This window comes from Ruegeria sp. BH8 (assembly GCF_056538065.1).
The window spans coordinates 1,384,100-1,407,151 of record NZ_JBQFSP010000001.1; the positions used below are offsets into that span (position 1 = coordinate 1,384,100).

Genomic DNA, 23,052 nt, shown 5'->3' on the forward strand with positions numbered 1-23,052 from the left:
ACAAATGCACACATCTCCGCTGCCCCTGACCCGTGATCTGGTTTTAATTGGCGGCGGCCACACCCATGCTCTGCTGCTGCGCAAATGGGGAATGAGCCCTTTGCCCGGCGCGCGGGTAACCGTGATCAACCCCGGCCCCACCGCTCCCTATTCCGGGATGTTGCCCGGATATGTCGCCGGACATTACGACCGGTGGGAGCTGGATATCGATCTTGTCAGACTGGCCCGTTTCGCAGGTGCGCGGGTGATCTTGGGCACGGTCAATGGCATCGATACCGAAACACACGAAGTGCATGTCCTCGGGCATCCTCCGGTAGGCTTCGACGTGGCTTCGGTCAATGTAGGGATCACGTCGGACATGCCCGCCTTGCCAGGCTTTGCGGAACATGCAGTGCCAGCCAAGCCGCTGGGACCTTTTGCTGCGAAATGGGCCGAGTATCTAAAGGGTCAAGGCCCGGCCTCGGTCGCTGTGATCGGTGGCGGCGTCGCGGGCGTCGAACTGGTCATGGCGATGGCACATGCGTTGAAGGCCAGGGGGCGGGCGGCACAGATTACCCTGATCGATAGGGCCTCGGCCCTGACTGCAACCAAACCCAAGGCGGCGGCAACAATCCGGATTGCAATGCATGACCTTGGTGTGGAGGTGATTGAAAACGCGGTGATCACCCGGATCGGGCAGGATCACGTGGAACTACAGGACGGGCGCACAATTCCGGCTGGTTTCGTGACCGGTGCCGCCGGAGCCCGCGCCTATGACTGGATCGCAAACACAGGGCTTGACCTTCAGGACGGACACATCCGAGTGAACGGCTACCTGCAATCCAGTGATCCGGCTGTGTTTGCCGCCGGGGATTGCGCCCATCTTACGGACAACCCCAGACCGAAGGCTGGTGTCTATGCGGTGCGCGAAGCGCCGGTTTTGTACGATAATCTTCGCGCAGCGCTCGGCGCGGGACAGATGCGAAAATACACACCGCAAAAAGATTATCTCAAACTGATCTCACTGGGTGGCAAGTCAGCACTGGCCGAGCGTTTGGGAACATCGTTCAGCGGCCCGTTGATGTGGACATGGAAGAACCATATCGACCAGACCTTTATGAACAAGTTTCGCGACCTGCCGCAAATGACACCGCCCGCCCTGCCACGCGTCCGGGCAACCGGGCTTGATGAGGTTTTGGGTGAAAAGCCCATGTGCGGCGGATGTGGAGCAAAGGTCGGGCGCGACGCATTGCAACTCGCCCTGAAATCCCTCCCCGCCCCTGCTCGTACCGACATCACCGCCCTACCCGGCGACGATGCCGCGCTTTTGCAAACAGGCGGGGCGCAGCAAGTCATGACGTCTGACCACCTGCGGGCTTTCACCAACGATCCCGCACTTATGACGCGGATCGCTGCCGTTCACGCCCTGGGGGATATCTGGGCCATGGGGGCCGCACCTCAGGCGGCCACGGCAACAATCATCCTGCCGCGCATGTCTGCCGCCCTGCAAAGCCGCACAATGTCCGAAATCATGTCAGTCGCGAGTGACGTCATGCGGGCTGCGGGCGCGGAAATCGTGGGCGGGCACAGCTCAATGGGCGATGAGATGACTGTCGGTTTCACGCTGACTGGCCTGTGCAAGGCTACCCCGATTACATTGGCGGGTGGTCAGCCGGGGGATCGCCTGATCCTGACAAAACCCTTGGGAAGCGGTGTTCTGATGGCGGCGGAAATGGCTGGTCTTGCCGAAGGGGCCTGGGTCGCGGCAGCCTACAAACATATGACACAGCCCCAGGGCGATGCAGCCCGCATTTTGGCCAACGCCCATGCGATGACCGACGTGACCGGGTTTGGTCTGGCCGGGCATCTGCAAGGCATCTGCGACGCATCGCATTGCGGCGCTACGCTTGAACTGGACGCGGTAAAGGTGATGGACGGCGCGCTTGCGCTGACGGATCAGGGGGTCCGGTCAACGATTTTTGCCGACAACAACGCGATTGCGCCCGATCTTCCGTCCGGGGGCAAGGCGGCGCTGCTTTTTGACCCGCAAACAGCCGGGGGTTTGCTGGCCGCCGTGAATGCGAAGGACGCCGAAACCCTTTTGCAAGATCTTCTGGACGCGGGATATACGGCAATGATCATTGGCCAGCTGACCGACACACCGGGTTTGCGCCTTCAAAGCTGATCCAGAAGGCTTTCAATTTGCGCGGCCGCGTTGCTCAGCCCCGTGTTGTCCAAAGTTTCCACATCAAAACTGGCCAATACCTGCACCGGGCGGGATTGCCGGGATTTGGCGTATGCGGGATCATAATGCTGTTCCATCAAGGCCCGTGTCAGCGCCTGTTTTTGACCCGCATCAATCAATCGCAGCCATCCGTCAACGACCTCATGCCCGCGATGGAACCGCAGCGGCGATAACCGGTCACGCAAACGGTCACTGTCAGACAGGATGTCGTCATAAGCCCGCACCAGATAGGCCGAACGTGCTTCAATCGAAGCCGTGATGTTCACACGCGGAGCATTACACAACGCGTTCCAAAGGCTGGGTGGCAGGATCAAGCTGCCAATTTTGGATGATTCCGCTTCGACCACGACTGGACGCGCCGGATCCATTGAACACAGCGCAGCGGACAGGGCAGATTCAAACCCCTTCTGACTGGGCTGCCCCCCTGGCCTTTCGCCCAGCAAGGACCCGCGATGGTTGGCCAGCGCTTCAAGGTCCAGAATCTGTACGCCTCGTGCGTGCAACAGAGCCAAAAGATCGGTCTTTGCGGTGCCCGTGTAGCCATCCAGCGCGATCAGCCGATGTGGCAAGGGATCATCGTACAAATAAGCGTTCACCAATCGACGGTAGGTACGATAGCCGCCGTCTACCACTTCGGCGCGCCAGCCAATTTGCTGCAACATCCATGTGAATGATCCGGAACGCTGTCCACCGCGCCAGCAATAGACCAAGGGGCGCCACGCTCCGTCATGATGGCTGAGGTGGTGTTCGATGTGATTGGCTGCATTGCGGAATACCATAACAGCACCCAGCTTGCGCGCCAGAAAGGGGCTGTCCTGTACATAAATGGTTCCGACCCGGGCGCGTTCCTCGTTGTTCAGCACAGGCAGGTTTATTGCACCCGGCAGATGATCTTCGGCAAACTCGGCAGGGCTGCGAACGTCGATCACGGTATCATAGCCGTGCGCGTAAAGTTGGGTCAGGTCAGGAAATTTCAGAGCCATGCCGAAGGTCTAGCTTGCTGCGTTTCCGATGAAAAGGTCACGCGTCACAAGGTTCGATCAGCTCTGGCCCGCTGGCCCGGTTCGAGTTCACCGCAGGCCCGACCCGGTGGAAGGTCAACACATCCTCGTTCCCCGGCTGCATCAGCCGCGCGGCCCCTTTTCCGGCTTCACCCAACCACAATGGCCAGTCATTGGGTTCTACGATCAAGGGCATTCGCTGATGGATGACCTCAAGCCATTTGTTGGCAGCCGTCGTCACGATAGCACAGGTGCCCTGCCGTTCGCTTTCAGGGCCCCAGTCCTGCCAGACCCCGGCAAAGGCAATGGGAGCTTTGTCCTGACGGTGGATATACCAAGGCAGGCGCGTTCCCTGTTTGGTTTTTGTCCATTCATAGAACCCAGTCGCTATGATCAGGCAGCGGCGCGTCCGGCAGGCATCGCGAAAGGCGGGCTTGTCCGCCAGGGTCTCGGCCCGGGCGTTGATCAGTAACGGCCCCGCCGTTTCGGTCTTGTACCAATGTGGCAGAAATCCCCAGCGCAGCGCATCCAGATGGCGGCCTGTTTCGCCGCTACGCACGACATGTACCTGATTTGTCGGACAAACATTGAAATTCGGCACCACAGGTAGCGCATTTGCCGGGCGCGCTGAAAACAGCTGCGCCATTGCGTCGTTGGGAAGAGTTATTGCAAACCGTCCGCACATGGGTAATGAACCACCGATACATTCTTGATACAGGCACAGGATCTCACGGGGTCACATGGAATACCAGACAACGCAATCCCTCAAGAGCAAAGCACTGGCGCTTCTGGAAGCAGGCAAGCTGCCGCAAGCTTTGAAAAAGGCCCAGCTGGGTGTCAAGAAATTCCCAAAAGACTCGGATTATCATGCCATCGCCGGCTTTGTTTTGACCGAGATGAAGCAATACAAGAAATCTATTCCGCATTTTGTTGAAGCCTCGCGGATGAAACCGGACGACCTGCAGTTTGTCGAAAACCTGGCGAATGCATTGATGCAGACCGGGCAAATTTCCAAAGCCCTGGACTATACCGAACAAAAGCTGGAGCAATTCCCCAACAACCAGGAATTGAACCGCGTGCTGGATGAAATTCACCTCAAAGGCACCAATTGGCGCATGATGATCGAACATGCGAGCAAGAAGCTGGAGAGCGATCCAGACAATGTGGACCTTCTTGCAAAACGTGCCAGAGCTTACGCCAATATCGGCTTTGACGATGAAAACTCGCGGGATGTCGCCCGCGCCTACGAGTTGGCCCCCGAGAACACAAAGATTGCCCTTATTAAGTCTGTAAACCTTCACCAAACGGGTGAAAAGAACGAGTCCAAGGCAATACTGAGGCGCGTTCTTCAAAACGAACCCGAGCATATGTCGGCTTTGCTGCAATTATCGGCAATTGCAACCACAGAAGAAGCTCCGGAGCTGCTGGAAGCCGTTAATAAAGCCATCTCCGAAAAGGGAGATGATAAGCTGGAACTCCAGTTCGCCAAGGCTCATTTGATTTCAAAGTTAGACGGGTTGAATGCCGCCATGCCGCATTATGCACGGGCCAATGAAATTCAGCACCAAGGCAACCCCTATGTCCCGGCGGATGAAGAGGAAAAACTGTTCCGGATCACCAGCTTGTTCCCTGTCGATTCCGATGCACCAGAGTCCGGCTTTGCCGAGGGGCCAGCACCGATCTTTGTACTGGGTCAACCTCGCTCGGGCACGACATTGATGGAAATGATGCTGAGTTCAGCCCCCGGAATTTCCGGTTGCGGCGAACTGACTTTGGGGGCCGATCTGTCGCGTGAGTATGAGAAAAAAGGCCAGAAGTATGACGCTGCCAAAGCGTCCGAGCTTGCGCGGGAATTCCTCGAATTGATGCCGCCCATTCCGGGCGACTCTGTCGCCTTTGTCGACAAGATGCCGCACAATTATCAACGTATTGGATTCCTGCTGTCTGCCTTCCCAAAGGCAAAGATTATCAACATGCTGCGCGATCCGCGTGATGTTGGATTGTCCAAATGGATCAGATGTTTTCCTGCGGGCGGAATGCGCTATGCCTCGAATATGCAAGCCATCGCCCATTCGGCAAATATGTATCGTCGTTATATGGCGCATTGGGATACCGTGTTCGGAAATCGTATTCTGACGGTACCTTACGAAGAACTGGTGGCCGACCCGAAAACCTACAGCCAGCAGGTCGCTGCGTTCTGCGATTTGGAGTGGACCGAAACGATGATGCACCCCGAGAAAAACACCAAACAGGTACGTACGGCAAGCATCGATCAGGTGCGCAACAAGATCTCGACCAAGTCTATCGGCGGCTGGCGCGGGGTTGCTGAGCACATCAAACCGATGCTGGACGGGTTCGATCCGAAACTCTGGCCGGAATATGATTTCAGCTGATCCGTTCCCAAACAAAAAAGCCGCATCACAGGGATGCGGCTTTTGTCTTTGTCGTAAACCAAGTTACTTCTGTTTGATACGCCCGTCTACATAGGGCTGATAGGGCGCATTTTCCGCTAGGTATTCCGCGGTGACATCCGCAAGGTCCGGGCCGAAGTCATAGGCGTTCTTGTCATCGCCTTCGAACATCTTGTACCCGTCACCACCGTTGCGGACGTAGTTGTTGGTGACGACCAGGTAGGTCTTGTTCGGGTCGATCGGAATAAAACCGTCACCCTCGACAATCATCACCTCGCTGACGCGCCCCTCGTTCGGTGCCACGCTTGGGTCCCAGGTAAAGCTAAGACCGGCGACCTGCGGGAATCGGCCTTTCACTTCTTCCACCTGACTTACACCATTTTCGAGTGCGTCAATGACACCCTGTCCGCTGATTTCAAAGGTCGACAGTGTATTCTGGAAAGGCAACACCGTCAGAACCTCGCCCATGGTCACATCACCGGGATCGATAGAAGCCCGCAACCCACCCGAGTTGGCAATGGCAATCTGAACGCCCTGATCCGCCACACGCGCCAGCATCGCATCGGCAACCAGGTTACCCATCTGGCATTCCTGCACGCGGCAAATTGAGCGATCCCCTTCAATGGCTTCTGCAGCGCTTGCAACAACCTTGTTGCGGATTTCATCCAAAGGCACCGCCAGTTCCGCAATCCGGTCCAGCGCGGCCTGATCCTCGGTCACTGCGTTGTCCATGATCAAAGGCTCGCCAGCTGCCTCGACCACTTTGCCATCGTCATCAAAAGTGACGTTCAATTCGCCCAGAAACTTGCCATAGGCATAGGCCTGAACGATCTGTACGCCGTTTACCACTGTTGGGTACGGACCTGCCGCCTTATCCGACACATTCGAAAGATACGTGTTCGAATGCCCGCCGACGATCACGTCAACACCAGTCGTCTCTTGCGCGACACGTTGATCGACGCCATAGCCGGAATGGCTGAGAACGATGATCTTGTTGACACCCTCACCTGTCAGTTTATCGACTTCGGCCTGCACAGCTGGCACCGGGTCCGAGAACGTGACATTGGGGCCGGGCGAGGCAAGCTCATCCGTGTCGATTGGGGTCAGGCCGATCAAGCCAATCTTCTCGCCGCCTACTTCGATAACGGTCGATTTCTTGATCCTGTCTGTCAAAAGCTCTTCGTCGTGAATATCGGCGTTGGACATCAGGACCGGGAAGTCGACCGAGTCGATGAACCCCCGCAACACTTCGGGGCCGTCATCAAACTCGTGGTTGCCGACGGTCATGGCATTATAGCCCAGCTTGTTCATGAACTCGGCTGCGACCTTGCCCTTGTAATAGGTATAGAAAAGGGACCCCTGGAACTGGTCACCTCCATCCACCAGAATCGAATTTTCTGCCCGTGCGCGCGCGTCGGCAACTGCCGTTACAAGGCGCGCCGATCCGCCAAAGCATTTGCCTTCTGCATTGTCTTCCGCACCGCAACCGCTGTCGTATTTGTTGATCGGCTCAAAGCGCGAATGGAAATCGTTGGTGTGCAGAATTGTCAGCTTGTAATCGGCTGCTGCGGCACCCGCCGTCAGGCCCACCACCGCGACCGAAGTTAAAAATCGGGTCAACATCTTGGAACTCCCTGTTATTATTGCCGGGGATCGTGCGCTTATGTCGACCGAGAGTCAAAGGAGAAATCCAGCTTGATTCCAAGCGCTGTGCGGGGCATCAGGTCATCATGCTGATCTACAAGATTTTCCGAGCCGTCGAATGGGCTGAACTGCAAAGTCTGGGCGCCACAGACGGAGCACCCATTGACGTGTCAGACGGGTTTGTTCACTTTTCTACCGCTGAACAAGCTGCTGAAACCGCTGCCAAGCATTTTGCGGGCGTTGAAGGGCTTACGCTGTTGGCCTGTGATGCCGATGCCATGGGCGATGACCTGAAATGGGAAGTGTCGCGAGGAGACGCCCTGTTTCCACATCTGTATCGTCAGATCAGGTTAAGCGACGTTGTCTGGGCGCGACCCCTGCCTTTTGTCGGCACGGCACATCAGTTTCCCGAGGACATGGTATGATATCTTATGTCGATCCGGATCGCGGCCAGTTCGAGGCGTTCAAGGCCCTGGACCGCGACCAGCCGATCGAAATGCTCAATCTGGTGAAGTTCCGCGCCGAGGCGCAGTATCCCAAATCACATGAATTGGCGGGCGCAGGGTTGACCGGGGCGCAGGCCAATCAGAAATACGGGACTGAAACCGCTCCAATCATTGGCCGTATCGGGGCAAGCATCCTATGGCGGGGTGTCTTTGAAACGACACTGATCGGACCGGCTGATGAGGTATGGGATGCCGTCTTTATCGCACGCTATCCGACTGCATATGCGTTTCTTGAAATGGTGACTGATCCGGCCTACCGGGCGGCGGTGGTCCATCGGCAGGCTGCGGTAGAAACCTCGCGCCTGATCCGGTGCGGATCAAGCAAAAGCGGGAAAGCGTTCGGATGAAACTGACCGAGAAACTAGGGCTTGCAGCCCTGCACTGCATGGATCCCGAAACCGCCCACGGGATGTCGATCAGGGCTTTGAAGGCGGGGCTTGCGCCTGCGCCGGGGCCTGTGACAACGCCGCGCCTGAAAACAATCCTTGCCGGGTTGGACCTGCCTAACCCGGTAGGATTGGCCGCGGGCTTCGACAAGAACGGAGAAGTTCTGACACCGCTGTCGCGCGCAGGGTTCGGTTTCATCGAAGTCGGGGCCGTCACACCGCGCCCGCAACCGGGAAACCCCAAACCCCGCCTATTTCGCCTGACCGAGGACAAAGCGGCGATCAACCGTTTTGGCTTTAACAACGAAGGCATGGAGGTGATGGCAAAACGGCTTGCTGATCGCCCCCAAAATGCGGTGATCGGCCTGAATCTGGGTGCCAACAAGGACAGCAAAGATCGCGCGGGTGATTTCGTAAAGGTGCTGGCGCATTGTGCCGCGCATCTGGATTTTGCCACAGTCAACGTGTCATCCCCGAATACGGAAAAGCTGCGGGATTTGCAGGGCAAGGCGGCGCTAAGCGCGCTTTTGAACGGTGTGATTGAAACCCGTGATGCGCTGCCTCGCCCACTGCCCATCTTCCTGAAAATCGCGCCGGACCTGACCGATGCCGAGTTGCAGGACATTGCCGATGTTGCGCGCGAGACCCGTGTGGATGCCGTGATCGCCACCAACACCACCCTGTCGCGTGACGGGCTGCGCAATTCGCACAAAGGTGAAACCGGCGGACTGTCCGGCGCACCGCTGTTCGAGAAATCAACACGTGTTCTGGCACGGCTCAGCCAGTTGACCGGGGGTGACATTCCCCTGATCGGCGTGGGTGGCATCAGCAATGCAGAACAGGCCTATGCCAAGATCTGCGCCGGGGCATCTGCTGTGCAGTTCTATACGGCGATGGTGTATGGCGGCATTTCTCTGGCGGCTGACATTGCGAACGGGCTGGATGAACTGCTGGCCCGCGACGGCTTTGAGAATGTAGCCCAAGCCGTCGGCAGCAAACGAGAGGACTGGCTATGATCGAATATTGGCACAACCCGCGCTGTTCAAAGTCCCGCGCCGGTCTTGCGTTGCTGGAAGAGAATGGCGCACGGGTCACGGTGCGCAAATATCTTGAGGATGCACCATCAATCGATGAGCTGCGAGCGGCACAATCCGCATTGGGGCTTTCGCCCGTTGAGATGATGCGTACCGGAGAATCCCGGTTCAAGGAACTGGGGCTGACAAAGGCCTCGCCAGACGACGCCCTGATCCGGGCCATGGCCGAAAACCCGATCCTGATTGAGCGTCCGCTTGCCATTGCTGGGGATAAGGCCGCCATCGGGCGTCCACCGGAAAACCTTCTTGTGCTGCTCTAGGCCACCTGCGCCTCGAGCTTGGGATAGCGCCATCCTAAAGTCACGCCGCGCGCGATATTAAGCACCATCAACGCGGCCCACAGGCCGTGATTTCCGAAGCTTGGCACCAGAATAATCAGCGCAACCAGATAGAACACAACCGATTGGAACATCGCGCTGCGCATTGCCCGGGTCCAAGTGGCGCCTATGTAGATTCCGTCAAACATCCAGCTTGCCACGCCAATAACGGGTGCCAACGCGGCCCATACGAGAAACTCGCGCCCCGCCTCACGCACCTGCGGTGAGGTCGACATGACGTCGATCAACGCCGGTCCGGCGACGAAGAAAACCGCACCCAGTAACAGGGCACCCCCGACACCCCATTGCGAGGTCATGACAGACGCGCGGCGCACCTGATACCTGTCTCTGGCACCCACCGCGCTTCCGACCAGAGCCTCGGCGGAAAAGGCGAACCCGTCCAGCGCGAAAGCTGTGACTTCTAGAAACTGAAGCAAGACCTGATTGGCCGCCAGATTGACATCACCCAGATCCGAACCGACGAAAAGAAAAGTCGTGAAGGATCCGGTCAGCAAAACCGACCGGATCATGATATCGCCGTTGACCTGCAACATCCGTTGCAGCCGAGCGGCATCAAATATGCGGGCCCAGTCGCGCCAGATTCCGTCTTCGAACCCATCCCGACACAGCCAAATGCCCAGCGCCAGACCTGTCCATTCCGCAATCAAAGTGGCAATGGCAACCCCTTCGACACCCCAGCCGAGACCAAGCACGAACCATAGATCCAGAACGATGTTCAATCCGTTCATCCAGACCTGAAGAACAAAAACCCCGCGCGTGCGTTCAACCGCAATCAACCATCCGGTAACCGCATAAAGCGCGATAGTGGCAGGCGCGCCCCAAATTCGAATCTCAAGATAGGCGTGGGCCAGCGTTTCGACCTCGGGGCTTGCCGGAGATAAAGCGAACGCACCCGCAAACACGGCCACTTGTGTAAGGATAAAGAACAGCCCAGCCGCGCCGCCAAGCATCAGGCCGCGCATCAGCAATGCCCGGGTTTCAACAGCGTCGCCTGCCCCGCGTGCCTGCGCCGCCATCCCGGTGGTTCCCATCCGCAAGAAACCGAAGATCCAGTAGATCGTTGACAGGATCACTGCACCGATCCCGACCGCACCAATAGGCGCAGCCTGCCCCAACTGGCCGACAACGCCGGTATCAACTGCCCCCAGAATCGGAACGGTGGCGTTCGACAGGACAATCGGCACAGCGATCTTCAGTACCCGTCGATGCGTGATGGGCGCCGAGGCGTCCTGCATGGTCAGCTCTTGCCCCGAGGCGGTTGCGGCATCAGGAAATGCCCGGAGGCCTGCGCAAACAGTTTCGCATGATTGTCCTGCCAGGCTTCAACCCGTACCGAGGCGTAACGCCGCCCCGACCGGCTGATAAATGCCCGCGCATAGGCGTCTCGCGGCAAGCCCGAACGCAGATAGTCGACGGTAAAGTCGATCGTCTTGGGAAACCGGATGCTTTCGTCTGACACGATGGCCTCTGCATCGATCTTTCCGCTTTCAATACTTGGGAACATGTGTTCCCAGCTCAGCGTGATAACGGCCGTCACCTCCAAAAAAGCAGCGGTCACGCCGCCATGAATTGCAGGCAGAAATGGATTGCCGATCAGCTTGTCATCGAAATTCAAAACGCCGGTCAGCTCATCCCCGCGCCTGTCAAAACTGATGTTCAGGAAACGTATATACGGTACGCCGTCGACAAGCGCACGCAGGGCTGCATCGCGGCGCTGCTTGACCACTTGCATCGGCTCGGGACGAGGTCTTGGCATATTACTTCCCTTCAACCGTAAAGGACCCTGAGGCTGTCGCCACCGGCAGGTCCGTGTCGTTGTCCATTGCGGTGGCCCGCACGAAGGCAACGTTTCGCGTGATATGGTGACAGATGGCATGTACAGTAATCGTCTGACCTGGCGTCGCCGCGCGCATATAGTCTATCCGCAGATCGATTGTTGCGGTTCCTCCGGGGGCCGATGGGTGGCTCATCACCGCAGCGCCACAACAGGTGTCCAGAATCGTGGATATCGCTCCCCCATGAATCACCCCTGTACGCGGATCCCCGATCAGGTCTTTGTTGTAGGGCAGAGTTATCTCTGCCTCACCCTCGCCGATCTGCGTGAGCGTAAGGTTCAATGCCCGCGCATGGGGGATCGCCTCGATAAACTGGCGGGCTAAAACTGTCTTATCGACCATAAGTATGCGTCCTGTTCTCTGCACCGCCTTTATGAGCCGGTGTTCCGGTAAAGAGCAAGCCTACCTGTTGCGCTTGGGATCGGGACCGCCTAGGTTGCTGACGAGGAGACCGGGAATGTCCAACAACCGTTTGTCATTCAAAGAAATGTGCGCCGAGTTTGACGTGACGCCGCGCACCCTGCGCTACTACGAATATATCGAGCTTTTGCAACCGGACCGCGAAGGGCGTTCGCGCTTTTACGGGCCCCGGGAATGCGCGCGGATGAAACTGATCATGCGCGGCCGAAAGTTTGGTTTTCCTCTAGAAGAGATTCGCCAATGGCTACTGATCTATGAAGATCAGGGAAACGAGGCCCAGATGGCCACCTTTGTCGAAATGGCGGACCGCCAGATGAGTGAGCTTCAGCAGCAGCGCCAGCAGCTGGATGAGGCAATGGACGAACTCAAAAGCCTGCGCGACCAAACGGCCAAGTCGCTGGAATAACCTTTTCCGATATTTCATAATCAAGCATTGCAGGTGGCAGAACCTGTCGAAACCGGTGCGCATCCCCTTCAAGGCACCCGTTTATTCATGCCGGAAATCAGTTGACGTAACGGTAACAAAATTACGCCGAAAGCCCCTTACGTGCACGGATGTTACGTCAACTTCAAAGTGACGCAGCGTCTGGATTACGTAAACGTCACTCACATGTTGTAAAGCACCCACCAACTGCGCAACTCATGTTTCATGACGCCAGTGACGAGAGTATGACGAATGACCGAAGATGTGATGACCATCCGCGAGATGTGCGAGACCTATGATGTCACACCACGCACCTTGCGGTTCTATGAGGCAAAGGAACTACTGTTCCCGATCCGCGAAGGCCAAAAACGTCTGTTCACCAAACGTGACCGGGCGCGGCTGAAGCTGATCCTGCGCGGCAAAAGATTCGGGTTCAGCCTCGAGGAAATTCGACAGCTGCTGGATCTCTACCATGTGGGCGATCAACAGGTCACCCAGATGAATCGCACTTATGAAATCGCGTGCGAGCGTCTGGCTGACATGGAATCGCGCCGCGAAGAGCTGACGCAGGCCATCGACGATCTGAAAGAGCAGTTGCGCTGGGGCGAGAAAGTCATCGCCTCGATGAAACAGGAAAAGAAGGCGGCCGAGTAACCTCGCCCTGCCTTCCGGACATATGAATTAAGGGAGCTTCACATGCCCGTTTACAACGCGCCAACCAAAGACATGCAGTTCATTCTGCACGATGTTCTGAAAGTCTCGCAGTCGGACATCCCCGGCTATGACGAACTGGAGCCCGAATTCACCGGCGCAGTTCTGGAAGAAGCAGGCAAGGTTGCCACCAACGTCCTGCATCCTTTGAACGTTGTTGGTGACACCGAAGGGTGCCGGTTGGAAAACGGTATTGTGTACACCCCTACCGGGTTCAAAGACGCCTTCGAGCAGATGAAGGAAGGTGGCTGGACTGGCCTCGACATGCCGGAAGAGTATGGTGGCCAGAACATGCCCTACGTGATCGGCACAGCCGTAGGTGAGATGTTCTCGGGCTCCAACCAGGCTTTCACCATGTACCAGGGCCTGACCCATGGCGCAGCCTCGGCCATTCTGGCGCACGGAACAGACGAGCAGAAGAACAAATACCTACCCAACATGGTCAGCTGTGAATGGACCGGCACCATGAACCTGACCGAACCGCATTGTGGGACCGATCTGGGCCTGATGCGCACCAAGGCAGAACCGCAGGGTGATGGCAGCTATAAGATATCAGGCCAGAAGATCTTTATCTCGGCTGGCGACCACGACATGGCAAACAACATCGTCCACCTGGTGCTGGCCAAGATCCCAGGTGGCCCCGAGGGCATCAAAGGCGTGTCGCTGTTCATTGTGCCCAAGTTCATTGTGAACGAAGACGGAAGCCTGGGCGAGCGCAACGGCGTATCGGTCGGCAAGATCGAAGAGAAAATGGGCATCCACGGCAACTCGACCTGCGTCATGAACTATGACGAAGCCACCGGCTGGCTGCTGGGCGAAGAGCACAAGGGCATGCGCGCCATGTTCACCATGATGAACGAAGCGCGTCTGGGTGTGGGCATGCAGGGCCTGTCGCAAGCCGAAGCGGCCTATCAGAATGCTCTGGAATACGCCAAGGACCGTTTGCAGGGTCGCGATGTGACCGGTGTCAAGAACCCGGATGGTCCGGCCGATCCTCTGATCGTGCATCCTGATATCCGTCGCAACCTGATGGATCAGAAAAGCTTTACCGAAGGCGCGCGCGCGTTCATCCTTTGGGGCGCGACCATGATCGACAAGGCGCACCGCGCGGGAGACAAGGATGCGGACGGGCTGATCTCGCTGCTGACCCCGGTCATCAAAGGGTTTCTGACCGACGAAGGCTACGACATGACCGTTCAGGCGCAGCAGGTTTATGGCGGCCACGGCTACATCGAAGAATGGGGCATGTCGCAATATACCCGCGACGCCCGCATCGCGATGATCTACGAAGGTGCAAATGGCGTTCAGGCGCTTGACCTTGTGGGTCGCAAGCTGGCGCAGGATGGCGGCAAGCACGTCATGGCGTTCTTCGAGATGGTCAAAACCTTCTGCAAGGAAAACGCGGGCCAGAACGAAGCATACGACAAGGCGTTCATCGAACCGCTGAAAGCCGCATCCAAGGATTTGCAGGCCGCTGGCATGTATTTCATGCAGGAAGGCATGAAGAACCCGAATAACGCATTGTCCGGTTCCTATGACTTTATGCACATGTTCGGCCATGTTTGCCTGGGCCTGATGTGGGCGCAAATGGCGAAAGCGGCTCAGGAAGCGCTGGATGGTGGAGCCTCGGACAAAGAATTCTACGAGACCAAGATTACCACCGGCCGTTTCTACATGGCCCGCCGCCTTCCCGCGACATCGATGCATCTGGCGCGAATCCAGACCGGCGCGGACACGGTAATGGCACTGGACGCGGCGAACTTCTGATCTCAGTCTGGGTCCGGGCAACACCGCCCGGACCCAGCTTACCGGAGGAGACCAAATGCCAAAACGTTTTCGCCTGACCCGCCGCTTTCCGGTTGCGATGACTGAAGATGGGTATCGCAAACTCAAGGCGTTCGCGCGTGATGCCGGTCTGGACGAAGGTGAGGCGCTGTCTTTCTTGTTCGAGAATTTCAACAGCGTGATTGATGAGGAGAACCTGACCCACCGCCTGCGCATCTTCAATTCCGAACTTGAGGCACGGAAGAGGTGAACTGCTGCGGAGAAAACTCAACGGCGACTTTAATTTGAATGCCGGACGCCTCCGGCGGGAGTATTTGTGAAAAGATGAAGCGGCGATGCGTCCCTGCCACCGGGCACACTCGCCATCAGGACAGGAACGACTTCACCTTTTGCGGTCATCGGCTCTCCAGCCTGTACCGCACGACCACTGAATACGAAGATGGTTGATGAAACGTTACCTACTGCCCTTCATCTTTTCAAAAATACTCAAATCCGGCCTAGCCACATGCGCCTTGGGAGGGGCGAGCACATGACCATCAAACTTCATTGCTTCGGAGAAAGTGGAAACAGCTACAAGGCTGCTTTGGCTCTGGAAATGTCCGGTTTGGAGTGGGAACCGGTCTTTGTCGATTTCTTCAAAGGTGTAACCCGCACGCCGGAATATCGTGCTGACGTAAACGAGTTGGGTGAAGCACCAGTTCTGGTCGATGGAGATTTTCACACCAGCCAATCCGGTGCGATTCAGGCCTATGTCACGGAGAAATCCGGCAAGTTCGGTGGCAAGGACCGGGAAGAAGACTACGATATTCTGCGTTGGGTTTTGTGGGACAATCACAAACTCAGCTCAATGGCAGGTTTGACGCGGTTCCTGATCAATTTCCTACCCGAGCAGCACCGCAACCCTGATGTCATTGCATTCAATAAAGGACGTTTGAAGGCGGCTTATGAAATCCTGAACAACCACCTGGATGGTCGCGACTGGATCGTTGGTGATGGTGTGACCAACGCCGACCTTAGCTGCTGTGGTTATCTGTATTACCCTGAACCATTTGGCTTTGACCTTGCCGACTGGCCCCATATCGACGCCTGGCTGACCCGCTTGTCCGAACAGCCCGGCTGGAAACACCCCTATGACCTGATGCCCGGCAACCCGTCGGATCGAGCTTGAGGAGAAGACCCATGACCGAAGCCTATATCTATGACGCCCTGCGCACGCCGCGCGGCAAGGGCCGCAAGGATGGCAGCCTGCACGAGGTAACCTCGGTGCGCCTGTCCGCCCTGACCCTGAACGCGGTGAAAGAGCGCAACAACCTGGAAGGTCACGCCGTCGAAGACGTGATCTGGGGAAACGTCACGCAAGTGATGGAGCAAGGCGGCTGTCTGGCGCGCTCGGCCGTTCTGGCATCCGACCTCGACCAGTCGATCCCGGGCTTGGCGATCAACCGTTTCTGCGCCTCGGGCATGGAAGCCGTGAACCTGGCCGCAAACCAGGTGAAAGGCGGCGCGGGCGATGCCTATATTGCAGGCGGTGTCGAGATGATGGGGCGCGTGGCCATGGGCAGCGACGGTGCAGCAATCGCTGTTGACCCCTCGCTGGCGATGGAGACCTATTTCGTGCCTCAGGGCATCTCGGCCGACATCATCGCGACCGAGTATGGCTTTACCCGTGATGACGCGGATGCGCTGGCGGTTGAATCGCAAAGACGTGCGGCGGCAGCATGGGCCGACAACCGGTTTGAAAAATCCGTGATCACCGTCAAGGATCAAAACGGTCTGACCATTCTGGACCGCGATGAATACATGCGTCCGGGCACCGATATGCAAAGCCTCGGCGCTTTGAACCCGTCATTCGCTATGATGGGCGAACAGATGCCTGGCTTCGACAAGGTTGCGATGCTGAAATACCCCCATCTTGAGCGCGTGAACCACATCCACCACGCCGGCAACAGCTCGGGCATCGTGGACGGAGCCGCTGCTGTTCTGATCGGCAACAAGGAATTTGGCGAGAAATACGGCCTCAAGCCGCGTGCCCGCATCAAAGCAACCGCCAAGATTGGCACTGATCCGACCATCATGCTGACTGGCCCGGTTCCGGTGACCGAGAAGATTTTGGCCGACAATGGCATGAAGATCAGCGATCTGGACTTGTTTGAAGTGAACGAAGCTTTCGCCTCGGTCGTGCTGCGGTTCCAGCAGGCATTTGATGTCGATCCCGCACTGGTCAACGTCAACGGTGGCTCGATCGCGATGGGTCACCCGCTGGGTGCCACGGGTGCAATGATTATCGGCACGCTGCTGGATGAACTTGAGCGTCAGGACAAGGAAACCGGTCTGGCCACGCTTTGCATTGCATCCGGCATGGGTGCGGCAACCATTATCGAGCGAGTCTGATGCCTAAGCTGGATCTTTCTCAGATCCCGTTTCAGGGCGGCTCGGCCTATCCCGGCAAGCTGGCCGAAGCGACCACAGGTCGCTTTGCGCAGCGCGTGGGCGATGCGGGCGGGCTGACCCAATACGGGGTCAACATCGTGCGGCTGGATCCGCAGGGCCTGTCATCGCTGCGCCATTACCACATGAAGCAGGACGAGTTTGCCATCATCCTCAGCGGCTCGTGCACGCTGGTCGATGATGATGGCGAGCACGAGATGCAGCCCGGCGATTGCGCCGCCTGGCCCGCAGGTGAGGCCAACGGCCATCACCTTGTGAACAACACCGATGCGCCCATGACCTTTCTGGTGGTGGGCACACGGACCCCGACCGAGACCGGCTATTACAGCGACATGGACATGATGGTGAAGGTTGATGAGAACGGATTCTCCTTCACCCGCAAGGATGGCAGCCCGCTGACGGCTGACCAGATTGGAGATGACAATGACTGATTTCACTCTGAGCAAAGACGCAGACGGCGTCGCCACGATCACCTGGGACGTGCCCGGGAAGACCATGAACGTGATGTCCTTTGACGGGCTGGCAGAATTGAGCGATTGCATCGATCAGGCGCTGGCCGACGATGAGGTGAAAGGCATCATTGTTACTTCGGGCAAAGAAGGGTCATTTGCAGGCGGCATGGACCTGAACCTGCTGGCGGTGATGAAAGAACAGGCGGGCGACAATCCAGCCAAGGGTCTGTTCGAGGGCACGATGAAAATGCACGCCCTGCTGCGCAAGATCGAACTGGCGGGTATGGACCCCAAGACCAAGAAAGGCGGCAAGCCGATTGCTACCGTTCTGCCCGGGACCGCTGCGGGCATCGGTATGGAACTGCCCCTGTCTACCCATCGTATCTTTGCAGCCGAAAACCCAAAGGCAAAGTACGGCCTGCCCGAGATCATGGTCGGCATCTTCCCTGGCGCGGGCGGCACCACCCGTATGGTCCGCAAAGTTGGCGCCATTGCGGCGGCTCCGCTGTTGCTGGAAGGCAAAATGCTGGACGTCAAGAAAGCCAAGGGCGCAGGCTATATCGACGAAATCGCAGCCGATCCAATGGCAGCAGCCAGGGAATGGGTGCTGAGCGCCAAGGACGCCGATCTGGTCAAGCCTTGGGACGCGAAGGGTTATAAAATGCCCGGTGGCGCCCCCTATCATCCCGCAGGCTTCATGAACTTCGTTGGCGCGTCGGCGATGGTGAATGGCAAAACCCAAGGGGCCTTCCCGGCGGCCAAGGCTCTGCTGAGCGCGGTTTACGAAGGCGCTCTGGTCGATTTCGACACCGCGCTGAAAATCGAAGCGCGCTGGTTCACGTCCGTGCTGATGAACCCGTCGTCTGGTGCGATGATCCGATCGCTGTTCCTGAACAAGGAAGCACTGGAAAAAGGTGCCGTGCGTCCTGCAGGCGTTCCGGATCAGTCCGTCAAGAAGATCGGCGTTCTGGGCGCAGGCATGATGGGGGCTGGTATCGCTCTGGTATCGGCGCAGGCCGGTATGGAAGTGGTTCTGATCGACCGCGATCAGGAGGCTGCCGACAAAGGCAAAGCCTATACCGAGACCTATCTGGACAAAGGCATGAAGCGCGGCAAGGTCACGGCTGAGAAAAAAGAGGCCATGCTGGGTCGCATCACAGCAACGCCGGATCTGGACAACCTGAAAGGGTGTGACCTGATCATCGAAGCGGTCTTTGAAGACATGGGCGTCAAGGCTGAGATGACCAAAAAGGTTGAGGCGATCATCCCCGAAGAGTGCATCTTTGCATCGAACACATCGACCCTGCCGATCAGCGATCTGGCCAAAGCCTCGGTTCGGGCTGACCAGTTCATCGGCATCCACTTCTTCTCACCGGTCGAAAAGATGTTCCTGGTCGAGATCATCAAGGGCAAGGAAACCGGGGATCGTGCAGTGGCCAAGGCGCTGGACTATGTGCGTCAGATCCGCAAGACCCCGATCGTGGTCAACGATGCGCGTTTCTTCTACGCAAACCGCTGCATCATTCCATATATCAACGAAGGCGCGCGCATGGTCACTGAAGGCGTCAGCCCCGTTTTGATCGACAACGCCGCGCGGCAGTTGGGCTTCCCGGTCGGTCCGATCCAGCTGACCGACGAAACCTCGATTGATCTGGGTGCAAAGATCGCCCGCGCGACAAAGGCGGCGATGGGCGATGCCTATCCGGAAAGCCCCTCAGACGATTTGATCTTCTGGATGGAGGAACAGGGCCGTCTGGGCCGTAAGGCGAATGCCGGTTTCTTCGACTATGACGAGAAGGGCAAGCGCGTCGAATACTGGAAGGGCCTGCAAGACAAGTATCCGCTTGCCGATGACCAGCCTGACCTGATCGAAGTGCAGGAACGTCTGATGTTTGCTCAGGTTCTGGAGGCCGTCCGCGCGCTGGAAGAGGGTGTTCTGGAAGACATCCGCGAGGGCGATGTCGGCGCAATTCTGGGCTGGGGCTTTGCACCATGGTCGGGTGGTCCGTTCAGCTGGCTGGACATCATCGGCACGCCCTACGCGGCCGAACGTTGCGATCAATTGGCCGAGAATTACGGTGAACGCTTTGCCTGCCCGACGCTGCTGCGCGAGATGGCAGAAAAAGGTCAGAGCTTCTACGGTCGCTTCAACCCTGAAGCAAAAGCCGCTTAATCCAATGACGCGGGCGCATGTCACCATGCGCCCGCATCGTTCTTGTCAGTGTTTGGTTAGATCTGCCATTCGGGCCGCAGGAACAGAACCGGCGCGCTTGGGCGTCCCGGTCGACCCGGTCGCCTGACCCCAAATGGCGGGCGGATCGGAAATATCGGTTCCTGGGGAATGGGTGCAGGCAGCGCACCCAATGGGTTGGCAAGAGCCGACATATCGTCCTTGCTTATCAGTGAGTGGATCAGGTCGGAGGCCACCTCTTCGGCCGCGACATCGTACCGTGTTCCGGTGGTTGCACCGCGCATGTTGAAGCGACCGGACGGGCAATAGGCCTGCAATCCGCCCTCGACAAAAATCACCTGATCATCATCAAAGAACAAGGAAAACACTTCGAAAGACGACCCCGGTGCCTGTGACGTCAGGTGACCGGCGCCGTTCAGCAAACGCGCTGGCACCACCGAAGGTCCATCGGCCTTGGCGTTGATCCGGGACAGGTTCAGCGCCATGCCCTGTTCGGGCATCAACCAGACAGGTCGCCCGTTATATGCGGCGCGGGCAGGTACGAGGACCGGCAGGAACTCGACCCGGCATTCATCGGCTGGAATGACCACAACGCTTATCGAGATGCGCCGTACCTCTTTGAACCCGTGATCGAGGGTTCGAACCAGATCACCCACCGTGATCCGTTCGACCGGCTTCCACCCGGCAGTCGTGGCGATCTTGGTGCCGTGCAAAAACCCGCCACGGCGCGCATTTACCGCCTGTTTTTTGTTGGTTCGATCAACTTCTGGCAGCTGATCCAGATAAACAGAAATACTTGTTACTTCGGACACGTGCCTTACCCCCTTTTGGCACAAAACATTTATGCCAATGAGCTAACACCAAAAATCCAACCCGTCACATTTCAGACATATTTGCGCCCAATTTTGACCAATTCCGTGTAATTGCCGATGGTTTTCGTGGACACTCCAGGACTCTCATCCGACATTTTTGCCATTTCTGAAACGAATGCCTTTTGTCGATCCACCGAATCCACGGCGTTTCACCGGATACGGAAGTAACGAAACGATCTGGCTTAGACGTGCATACGACCCAATCGCGTCAGGCAACTTTTTGCTGTTCAGATGATCGGCTGGCGCGCCACCCCAGCAACAGACCCGCTGCCGCAATCATAAGGATGCCCGAAATCTGAAAGACGCCAAGGGTTTGCCCAAAGGCCACAAATGCGAAGAGCGGGCCGAAGATCATGACAGAATACTCGAACACCGCCACATAAGATGGCTCGCCTACCTGATACGCCTTGATCAGCATGAAAACCGCGATTGTTGAACCGATAGCCTGAGTAACCAGCCACGGTATGGCAGGCCCCATGTTCCAAACCCATCCACGCGAGACAAAGCCATCAGCACCCTCTGCCGTGACGAGCGGTGAGATTGTCAGAAACGCAACCCCCATCGCACCTGCCACACCCAGAGTAATGACCATGATGGCCAGCATGGCCACAGTGCTTTCCTGGGAACAATGCGTACGCGTGAGAATCGAGCTGAGGGCATAGAAAAACCCTGCCGCCACAGGCACCAGCGTGCGCAGGTCAAAATCGCTGGGGTTTGGCTGAAGTACCAAAAGGATACCCGTAAATCCAATCAGTACGGCCAGTATGCGCCACGGCCCTATTGGTTGCCTGAGCACCAGAGCGGAGATCAACAGCACAAAAATCGGTGAGGTGAATAACCCTGCCAGCGCCTGTGCAATTGGCATCATGGCAAGAGATGCAAAATAGAATAGCATCGCCGTGGTAATCAGCACGCTGCGCAAGATGACAGGCCCCCACCGCACGGGCCTCAACCCGCCCAGCCCCAGAAACGACAGGCCAACAATCAGCGGCAGCATCAACAATGCACGGGTCAGATGAAACTGCCACAGCCCGACGGTTTCGGCCAAAAGGATCACAACATTGTCGATGACGCCGATAATTGCCATGGCACTTACCATCAGGGCCGAAGCCAGCACAGCAGAAGATGAGGAATGCGCCTGCATGAAGTCGTGTCCTGATTGTGATGGTGGACCGACAGTCTCGATCCTTTCGGGTATCCAGCACAATTCACAACGACTGCGCAACAGGTTTGCGCCCTGCGATTTCACCATGCTAAGCTGCAGCAAAACAAATTCGAGCAGACCCACCCAGATGACGGCCCTGAAACAGTACCAGCGGATCGAAGCCACCGGTCTGTGGCGCCCTTCGCCCGATGAACAGCGGCGCGAGGTTGTGGTGTCTATCGGTGAAGCCACCCTGACCATTTCCGATTTCAATGACAGGGCGCTGACCCACTGGTCGCTGGCAGCACTTGAACGCCAGAACCCTGGTTCCTTTCCGGCCATATTCAACCCGGACGGTGATCCGGATGAAACGCTTGAGCTGGCCGAATCCGAAACCACGATGCTTGAAGCGATCGACCGATTGCAGCGCGCTATTGATCGGTCCCGCCCCCACCCGGGGCGTTTGCGCTGGCTGAGTGTCGGAGGCGTCGTGGCCGCCGTGCTGGCCCTGTTGCTGTTCTGGCTGCCGGGTGCACTGCAAAACCACGTTGTCTCGGTCGTGCCCCAGGTCAAGCGGCAAGAGATCGGCGATATGATCCTGCATCGGATCGAGCGTGTTTCGGGCCAGGCCTGTACGTCGCGGGATGCACGGGATTCATTGGAACAGCTGGCCCGGCGCACTGGCGTACGGCAGATCATCATTCTGCCAGCAGGCGTTCAAGACAGCCTCAGCTTGCCTGGCGGCACTGTCCTGCTCAGCCGTGCTTTGGTCGAGGATTACGAAGACCCTGCTGTCGCAGCGGGTTATGTGATTGCAGAACGGGCGCGGGCCGCGCATAAGGATCCGCTTGATGACCTGCTGGACAGAACCGGCGCGACCTCTGCCTTCAGGCTGCTGACAACCGGCGGACTGACGCCCGAGATTATCGACACATATACCGAGCAGGTCCTGTCACAGCCCCGTCCGGCCATTTCTGACGACGACGTGCTGGCGATGTTCTCGCAAAGCGCGCTTCCCTCAACCCCCTACGCCTATGCCCGTGATGTGACCGGCGAAACGGTTCTTGGCCTGATCGAAGCGGATCCGATGGCGGGAAGGGCGCTGGAACAGGTGCTGCCGGACCGCGACTGGGTCCGGCTACAGAATATTTGCGGCGAATAAACCG

The 23,052-nt window shown here is 57.6% G+C and carries 23 protein-coding genes; 15 read left to right on the forward strand and 8 right to left on the reverse strand.

The genetic code is table 11. The features are described 5' to 3' along the window. Positions 1 to 4: 4 nt before the first annotated feature. Positions 5 to 2,164, forward strand: a complete 2,160-nt coding sequence (gene selD, locus ACR0AD_RS06865; RefSeq protein WP_480485182.1) for a selenide, water dikinase SelD — start codon at positions 5 to 7, stop codon at positions 2,162 to 2,164. On the opposite strand, the gene mnmH is transcribed toward selD, so the two are convergent. After that, on the reverse strand, positions 2,155 to 3,207 hold the full coding sequence (gene mnmH / locus ACR0AD_RS06870) for a tRNA 2-selenouridine(34) synthase MnmH (RefSeq protein ID WP_480485181.1): 1,053 nt from the start codon (positions 3,205 to 3,207) through the stop codon (positions 2,155 to 2,157). The genes selD and mnmH overlap by 10 nt on opposite strands. 37 nt (positions 3,208 to 3,244) lie before the next feature. Then, positions 3,245 to 3,910, reverse strand: coding sequence for an SOS response-associated peptidase (locus ACR0AD_RS06875; protein ID WP_480485180.1), 666 nt, complete (start codon positions 3,908 to 3,910; stop codon positions 3,245 to 3,247). A gap of 55 nt (positions 3,911 to 3,965) precedes the next feature. Between ACR0AD_RS06875 and ACR0AD_RS06880 the strand changes: the two genes are divergently transcribed. Then, positions 3,966 to 5,618: a tetratricopeptide repeat-containing sulfotransferase family protein gene (locus ACR0AD_RS06880; RefSeq protein ID WP_480485179.1), complete on the forward strand. Its 1,653-nt coding sequence runs from the start codon at positions 3,966 to 3,968 to the stop codon at positions 5,616 to 5,618. A gap of 63 nt (positions 5,619 to 5,681) precedes the next feature. Here the strand turns inward: ACR0AD_RS06880 and ACR0AD_RS06885 are convergent, their stop codons facing one another. After that, on the reverse strand, positions 5,682 to 7,259 hold the full coding sequence (locus tag ACR0AD_RS06885; RefSeq protein WP_480485178.1) for a bifunctional metallophosphatase/5'-nucleotidase: 1,578 nt from the start codon (positions 7,257 to 7,259) through the stop codon (positions 5,682 to 5,684). A 107-nt stretch (positions 7,260 to 7,366) separates the two neighbouring features. Here ACR0AD_RS06885 and ACR0AD_RS06890 point away from each other — a divergent pair, with 107 nt between their 5' ends. From ACR0AD_RS06890 to arsC, 4 genes are read left to right on the forward strand one after another with little or no spacing between them, the layout of a single operon-like run. Further along, positions 7,367 to 7,705, forward strand: coding sequence for a DUF952 domain-containing protein (locus tag ACR0AD_RS06890; RefSeq protein WP_480485177.1), 339 nt, complete (start codon positions 7,367 to 7,369; stop codon positions 7,703 to 7,705). Beyond that, positions 7,702 to 8,133: a DUF1330 domain-containing protein gene (locus ACR0AD_RS06895; RefSeq protein WP_480485176.1), complete on the forward strand. Its 432-nt coding sequence runs from the start codon at positions 7,702 to 7,704 to the stop codon at positions 8,131 to 8,133. The genes ACR0AD_RS06890 and ACR0AD_RS06895 overlap by 4 nt, the downstream gene beginning before the upstream one ends. Further along, positions 8,130 to 9,188 (forward strand): quinone-dependent dihydroorotate dehydrogenase, encoded by a 1,059-nt coding sequence (locus tag ACR0AD_RS06900; protein ID WP_480485175.1) that lies wholly within the window; start codon positions 8,130 to 8,132, stop codon positions 9,186 to 9,188. Before ACR0AD_RS06895 ends, ACR0AD_RS06900 begins: the two co-directional genes overlap by 4 nt. Next, positions 9,185 to 9,526: an arsenate reductase (glutaredoxin) gene (arsC, locus tag ACR0AD_RS06905; protein ID WP_480485174.1), complete on the forward strand. Its 342-nt coding sequence runs from the start codon at positions 9,185 to 9,187 to the stop codon at positions 9,524 to 9,526. Before ACR0AD_RS06900 ends, arsC begins: the two co-directional genes overlap by 4 nt. Here arsC and ACR0AD_RS06910 read toward each other — a convergent pair. The 3 genes from ACR0AD_RS06910 to ACR0AD_RS06920 are packed head-to-tail and all read right to left on the reverse strand — an operon-like array spanning position 9,523 to position 11,781. After that, positions 9,523 to 10,839: an MATE family efflux transporter gene (locus ACR0AD_RS06910; protein WP_480485173.1), complete on the reverse strand. Its 1,317-nt coding sequence runs from the start codon at positions 10,837 to 10,839 to the stop codon at positions 9,523 to 9,525. The two genes, arsC and ACR0AD_RS06910, sit on opposite strands and share 4 nt — an antisense overlap. A 2-nt stretch (positions 10,840 to 10,841) precedes the next feature. Beyond that, positions 10,842 to 11,360 carry a PaaI family thioesterase gene (locus ACR0AD_RS06915; RefSeq protein WP_480485172.1) on the reverse strand — a complete coding sequence of 173 codons (519 nt, stop codon included), beginning with the start codon at positions 11,358 to 11,360 and terminating at the stop codon, positions 10,842 to 10,844. 1 nt (position 11,361) lies between these two features. Further along, positions 11,362 to 11,781 (reverse strand): PaaI family thioesterase, encoded by a 420-nt coding sequence (locus ACR0AD_RS06920; protein WP_480485171.1) that lies wholly within the window; start codon positions 11,779 to 11,781, stop codon positions 11,362 to 11,364. Between the two features lie 115 nt (positions 11,782 to 11,896). Between ACR0AD_RS06920 and ACR0AD_RS06925 the strand changes: the two genes are divergently transcribed. The 8 genes from ACR0AD_RS06925 to ACR0AD_RS06960 all read left to right on the forward strand — a co-directional run bounded on the left by ACR0AD_RS06925 (position 11,897) and on the right by ACR0AD_RS06960 (position 19,852). Next, positions 11,897 to 12,265 carry a MerR family transcriptional regulator gene (locus ACR0AD_RS06925; RefSeq protein WP_480485170.1) on the forward strand — a complete coding sequence of 123 codons (369 nt, stop codon included), beginning with the start codon at positions 11,897 to 11,899 and terminating at the stop codon, positions 12,263 to 12,265. 270 nt (positions 12,266 to 12,535) lie between these two features. After that, entirely contained in the window at positions 12,536 to 12,937 is a 402-nt protein-coding gene (locus ACR0AD_RS06930; RefSeq protein WP_209503256.1) for a MerR family transcriptional regulator, read from the forward strand. Between the two features lie 42 nt (positions 12,938 to 12,979). After that, positions 12,980 to 14,761, forward strand: a complete 1,782-nt coding sequence (locus ACR0AD_RS06935; protein ID WP_480485169.1) for an acyl-CoA dehydrogenase C-terminal domain-containing protein — start codon at positions 12,980 to 12,982, stop codon at positions 14,759 to 14,761. A gap of 55 nt (positions 14,762 to 14,816) precedes the next feature. Next, the gene (locus tag ACR0AD_RS06940; protein WP_209503252.1) at positions 14,817 to 15,029 is read left to right on the forward strand and encodes a hypothetical protein; all 213 of its coding nucleotides are present in this window, start codon (positions 14,817 to 14,819) and stop codon (positions 15,027 to 15,029) included. A gap of 279 nt (positions 15,030 to 15,308) precedes the next feature. Further along, a complete protein-coding gene (locus tag ACR0AD_RS06945; RefSeq protein ID WP_480485168.1) occupies positions 15,309 to 15,947 on the forward strand; it encodes a glutathione S-transferase family protein in 639 nt (212 codons plus the stop codon). Between the two features lie 11 nt (positions 15,948 to 15,958). Further along, positions 15,959 to 17,170 carry an acetyl-CoA C-acetyltransferase gene (locus tag ACR0AD_RS06950; protein WP_480484257.1) on the forward strand — a complete coding sequence of 404 codons (1,212 nt, stop codon included), beginning with the start codon at positions 15,959 to 15,961 and terminating at the stop codon, positions 17,168 to 17,170. Beyond that, entirely contained in the window at positions 17,170 to 17,658 is a 489-nt protein-coding gene (locus ACR0AD_RS06955) for a cupin domain-containing protein (protein ID WP_267364657.1), read from the forward strand. The genes ACR0AD_RS06950 and ACR0AD_RS06955 overlap by 1 nt, the downstream gene beginning before the upstream one ends. Further along, positions 17,651 to 19,852, forward strand: a complete 2,202-nt coding sequence (locus ACR0AD_RS06960) for a 3-hydroxyacyl-CoA dehydrogenase NAD-binding domain-containing protein (protein WP_480485167.1) — start codon at positions 17,651 to 17,653, stop codon at positions 19,850 to 19,852. The genes ACR0AD_RS06955 and ACR0AD_RS06960 overlap by 8 nt, the downstream gene beginning before the upstream one ends. Positions 19,853 to 19,908: 56 nt before the next feature. Here the strand turns inward: ACR0AD_RS06960 and ACR0AD_RS06965 are convergent, their stop codons facing one another. Then, a complete protein-coding gene (locus ACR0AD_RS06965; protein ID WP_480485166.1) occupies positions 19,909 to 20,682 on the reverse strand; it encodes a Hint domain-containing protein in 774 nt (257 codons plus the stop codon). 268 nt (positions 20,683 to 20,950) lie between these two features. After that, complete coding sequence (locus ACR0AD_RS06970; RefSeq protein ID WP_480485165.1) at positions 20,951 to 21,886, reverse strand: DMT family transporter; 936 nt, start codon at positions 21,884 to 21,886, stop codon at positions 20,951 to 20,953. Positions 21,887 to 22,034: 148 nt separating this feature from the next. On the opposite strand from ACR0AD_RS06970, the gene ACR0AD_RS06975 reads away from it, so the two are divergent. Beyond that, the gene (locus tag ACR0AD_RS06975; protein WP_209503240.1) at positions 22,035 to 23,048 is read left to right on the forward strand and encodes a hypothetical protein; all 1,014 of its coding nucleotides are present in this window, start codon (positions 22,035 to 22,037) and stop codon (positions 23,046 to 23,048) included. Positions 23,049 to 23,052 lie beyond the last annotated feature (4 nt).

Excerpts from the sequence above, each read along its gene's own strand:
- ACR0AD_RS06930 (WP_209503256.1), top strand. The coding sequence starts at position 12,536 with ATGACCGAAGATGTGATGACCATCCGCGAGATGTGCGAGACCTATGAT.
- ACR0AD_RS06935 (WP_480485169.1), top strand. The coding sequence starts at position 12,980 with ATGCCCGTTTACAACGCGCCAACCAAAGACATGCAGTTCATTCTGCAC.
- ACR0AD_RS06925 (WP_480485170.1), top strand. The coding sequence starts at position 11,897 with ATGTCCAACAACCGTTTGTCATTCAAAGAAATGTGCGCCGAGTTTGAC.
- ACR0AD_RS06915 (WP_480485172.1), bottom strand. The coding sequence starts at position 11,360 with ATGCCAAGACCTCGTCCCGAGCCGATGCAAGTGGTCAAGCAGCGCCGC.
- ACR0AD_RS06960 (WP_480485167.1), top strand. The coding sequence starts at position 17,651 with ATGACTGATTTCACTCTGAGCAAAGACGCAGACGGCGTCGCCACGATC.
- ACR0AD_RS06955 (WP_267364657.1), top strand. The coding sequence starts at position 17,170 with ATGCCTAAGCTGGATCTTTCTCAGATCCCGTTTCAGGGCGGCTCGGCC.
- mnmH (WP_480485181.1), bottom strand. The coding sequence starts at position 3,207 with ATGGCTCTGAAATTTCCTGACCTGACCCAACTTTACGCGCACGGCTAT.
- ACR0AD_RS06910 (WP_480485173.1), bottom strand. The coding sequence starts at position 10,839 with ATGCAGGACGCCTCGGCGCCCATCACGCATCGACGGGTACTGAAGATC.
- ACR0AD_RS06970 (WP_480485165.1), bottom strand. The coding sequence starts at position 21,886 with ATGCAGGCGCATTCCTCATCTTCTGCTGTGCTGGCTTCGGCCCTGATG.
- arsC (WP_480485174.1), top strand. The coding sequence starts at position 9,185 with ATGATCGAATATTGGCACAACCCGCGCTGTTCAAAGTCCCGCGCCGGT.
- ACR0AD_RS06895 (WP_480485176.1), top strand. The coding sequence starts at position 7,702 with ATGATATCTTATGTCGATCCGGATCGCGGCCAGTTCGAGGCGTTCAAG.
- ACR0AD_RS06885 (WP_480485178.1), bottom strand. The coding sequence starts at position 7,259 with ATGTTGACCCGATTTTTAACTTCGGTCGCGGTGGTGGGCCTGACGGCG.
- ACR0AD_RS06945 (WP_480485168.1), top strand. The coding sequence starts at position 15,309 with ATGACCATCAAACTTCATTGCTTCGGAGAAAGTGGAAACAGCTACAAG.
- ACR0AD_RS06880 (WP_480485179.1), top strand. The coding sequence starts at position 3,966 with ATGGAATACCAGACAACGCAATCCCTCAAGAGCAAAGCACTGGCGCTT.
- ACR0AD_RS06940 (WP_209503252.1), top strand. The coding sequence starts at position 14,817 with ATGCCAAAACGTTTTCGCCTGACCCGCCGCTTTCCGGTTGCGATGACT.
- selD (WP_480485182.1), top strand. The coding sequence starts at position 5 with ATGCACACATCTCCGCTGCCCCTGACCCGTGATCTGGTTTTAATTGGC.
- ACR0AD_RS06890 (WP_480485177.1), top strand. The coding sequence starts at position 7,367 with ATGCTGATCTACAAGATTTTCCGAGCCGTCGAATGGGCTGAACTGCAA.
- ACR0AD_RS06875 (WP_480485180.1), bottom strand. The coding sequence starts at position 3,910 with ATGTGCGGACGGTTTGCAATAACTCTTCCCAACGACGCAATGGCGCAG.
- ACR0AD_RS06920 (WP_480485171.1), bottom strand. The coding sequence starts at position 11,781 with ATGGTCGATAAGACAGTTTTAGCCCGCCAGTTTATCGAGGCGATCCCC.
- ACR0AD_RS06975 (WP_209503240.1), top strand. The coding sequence starts at position 22,035 with ATGACGGCCCTGAAACAGTACCAGCGGATCGAAGCCACCGGTCTGTGG.
- ACR0AD_RS06950 (WP_480484257.1), top strand. The coding sequence starts at position 15,959 with ATGACCGAAGCCTATATCTATGACGCCCTGCGCACGCCGCGCGGCAAG.
- ACR0AD_RS06900 (WP_480485175.1), top strand. The coding sequence starts at position 8,130 with ATGAAACTGACCGAGAAACTAGGGCTTGCAGCCCTGCACTGCATGGAT.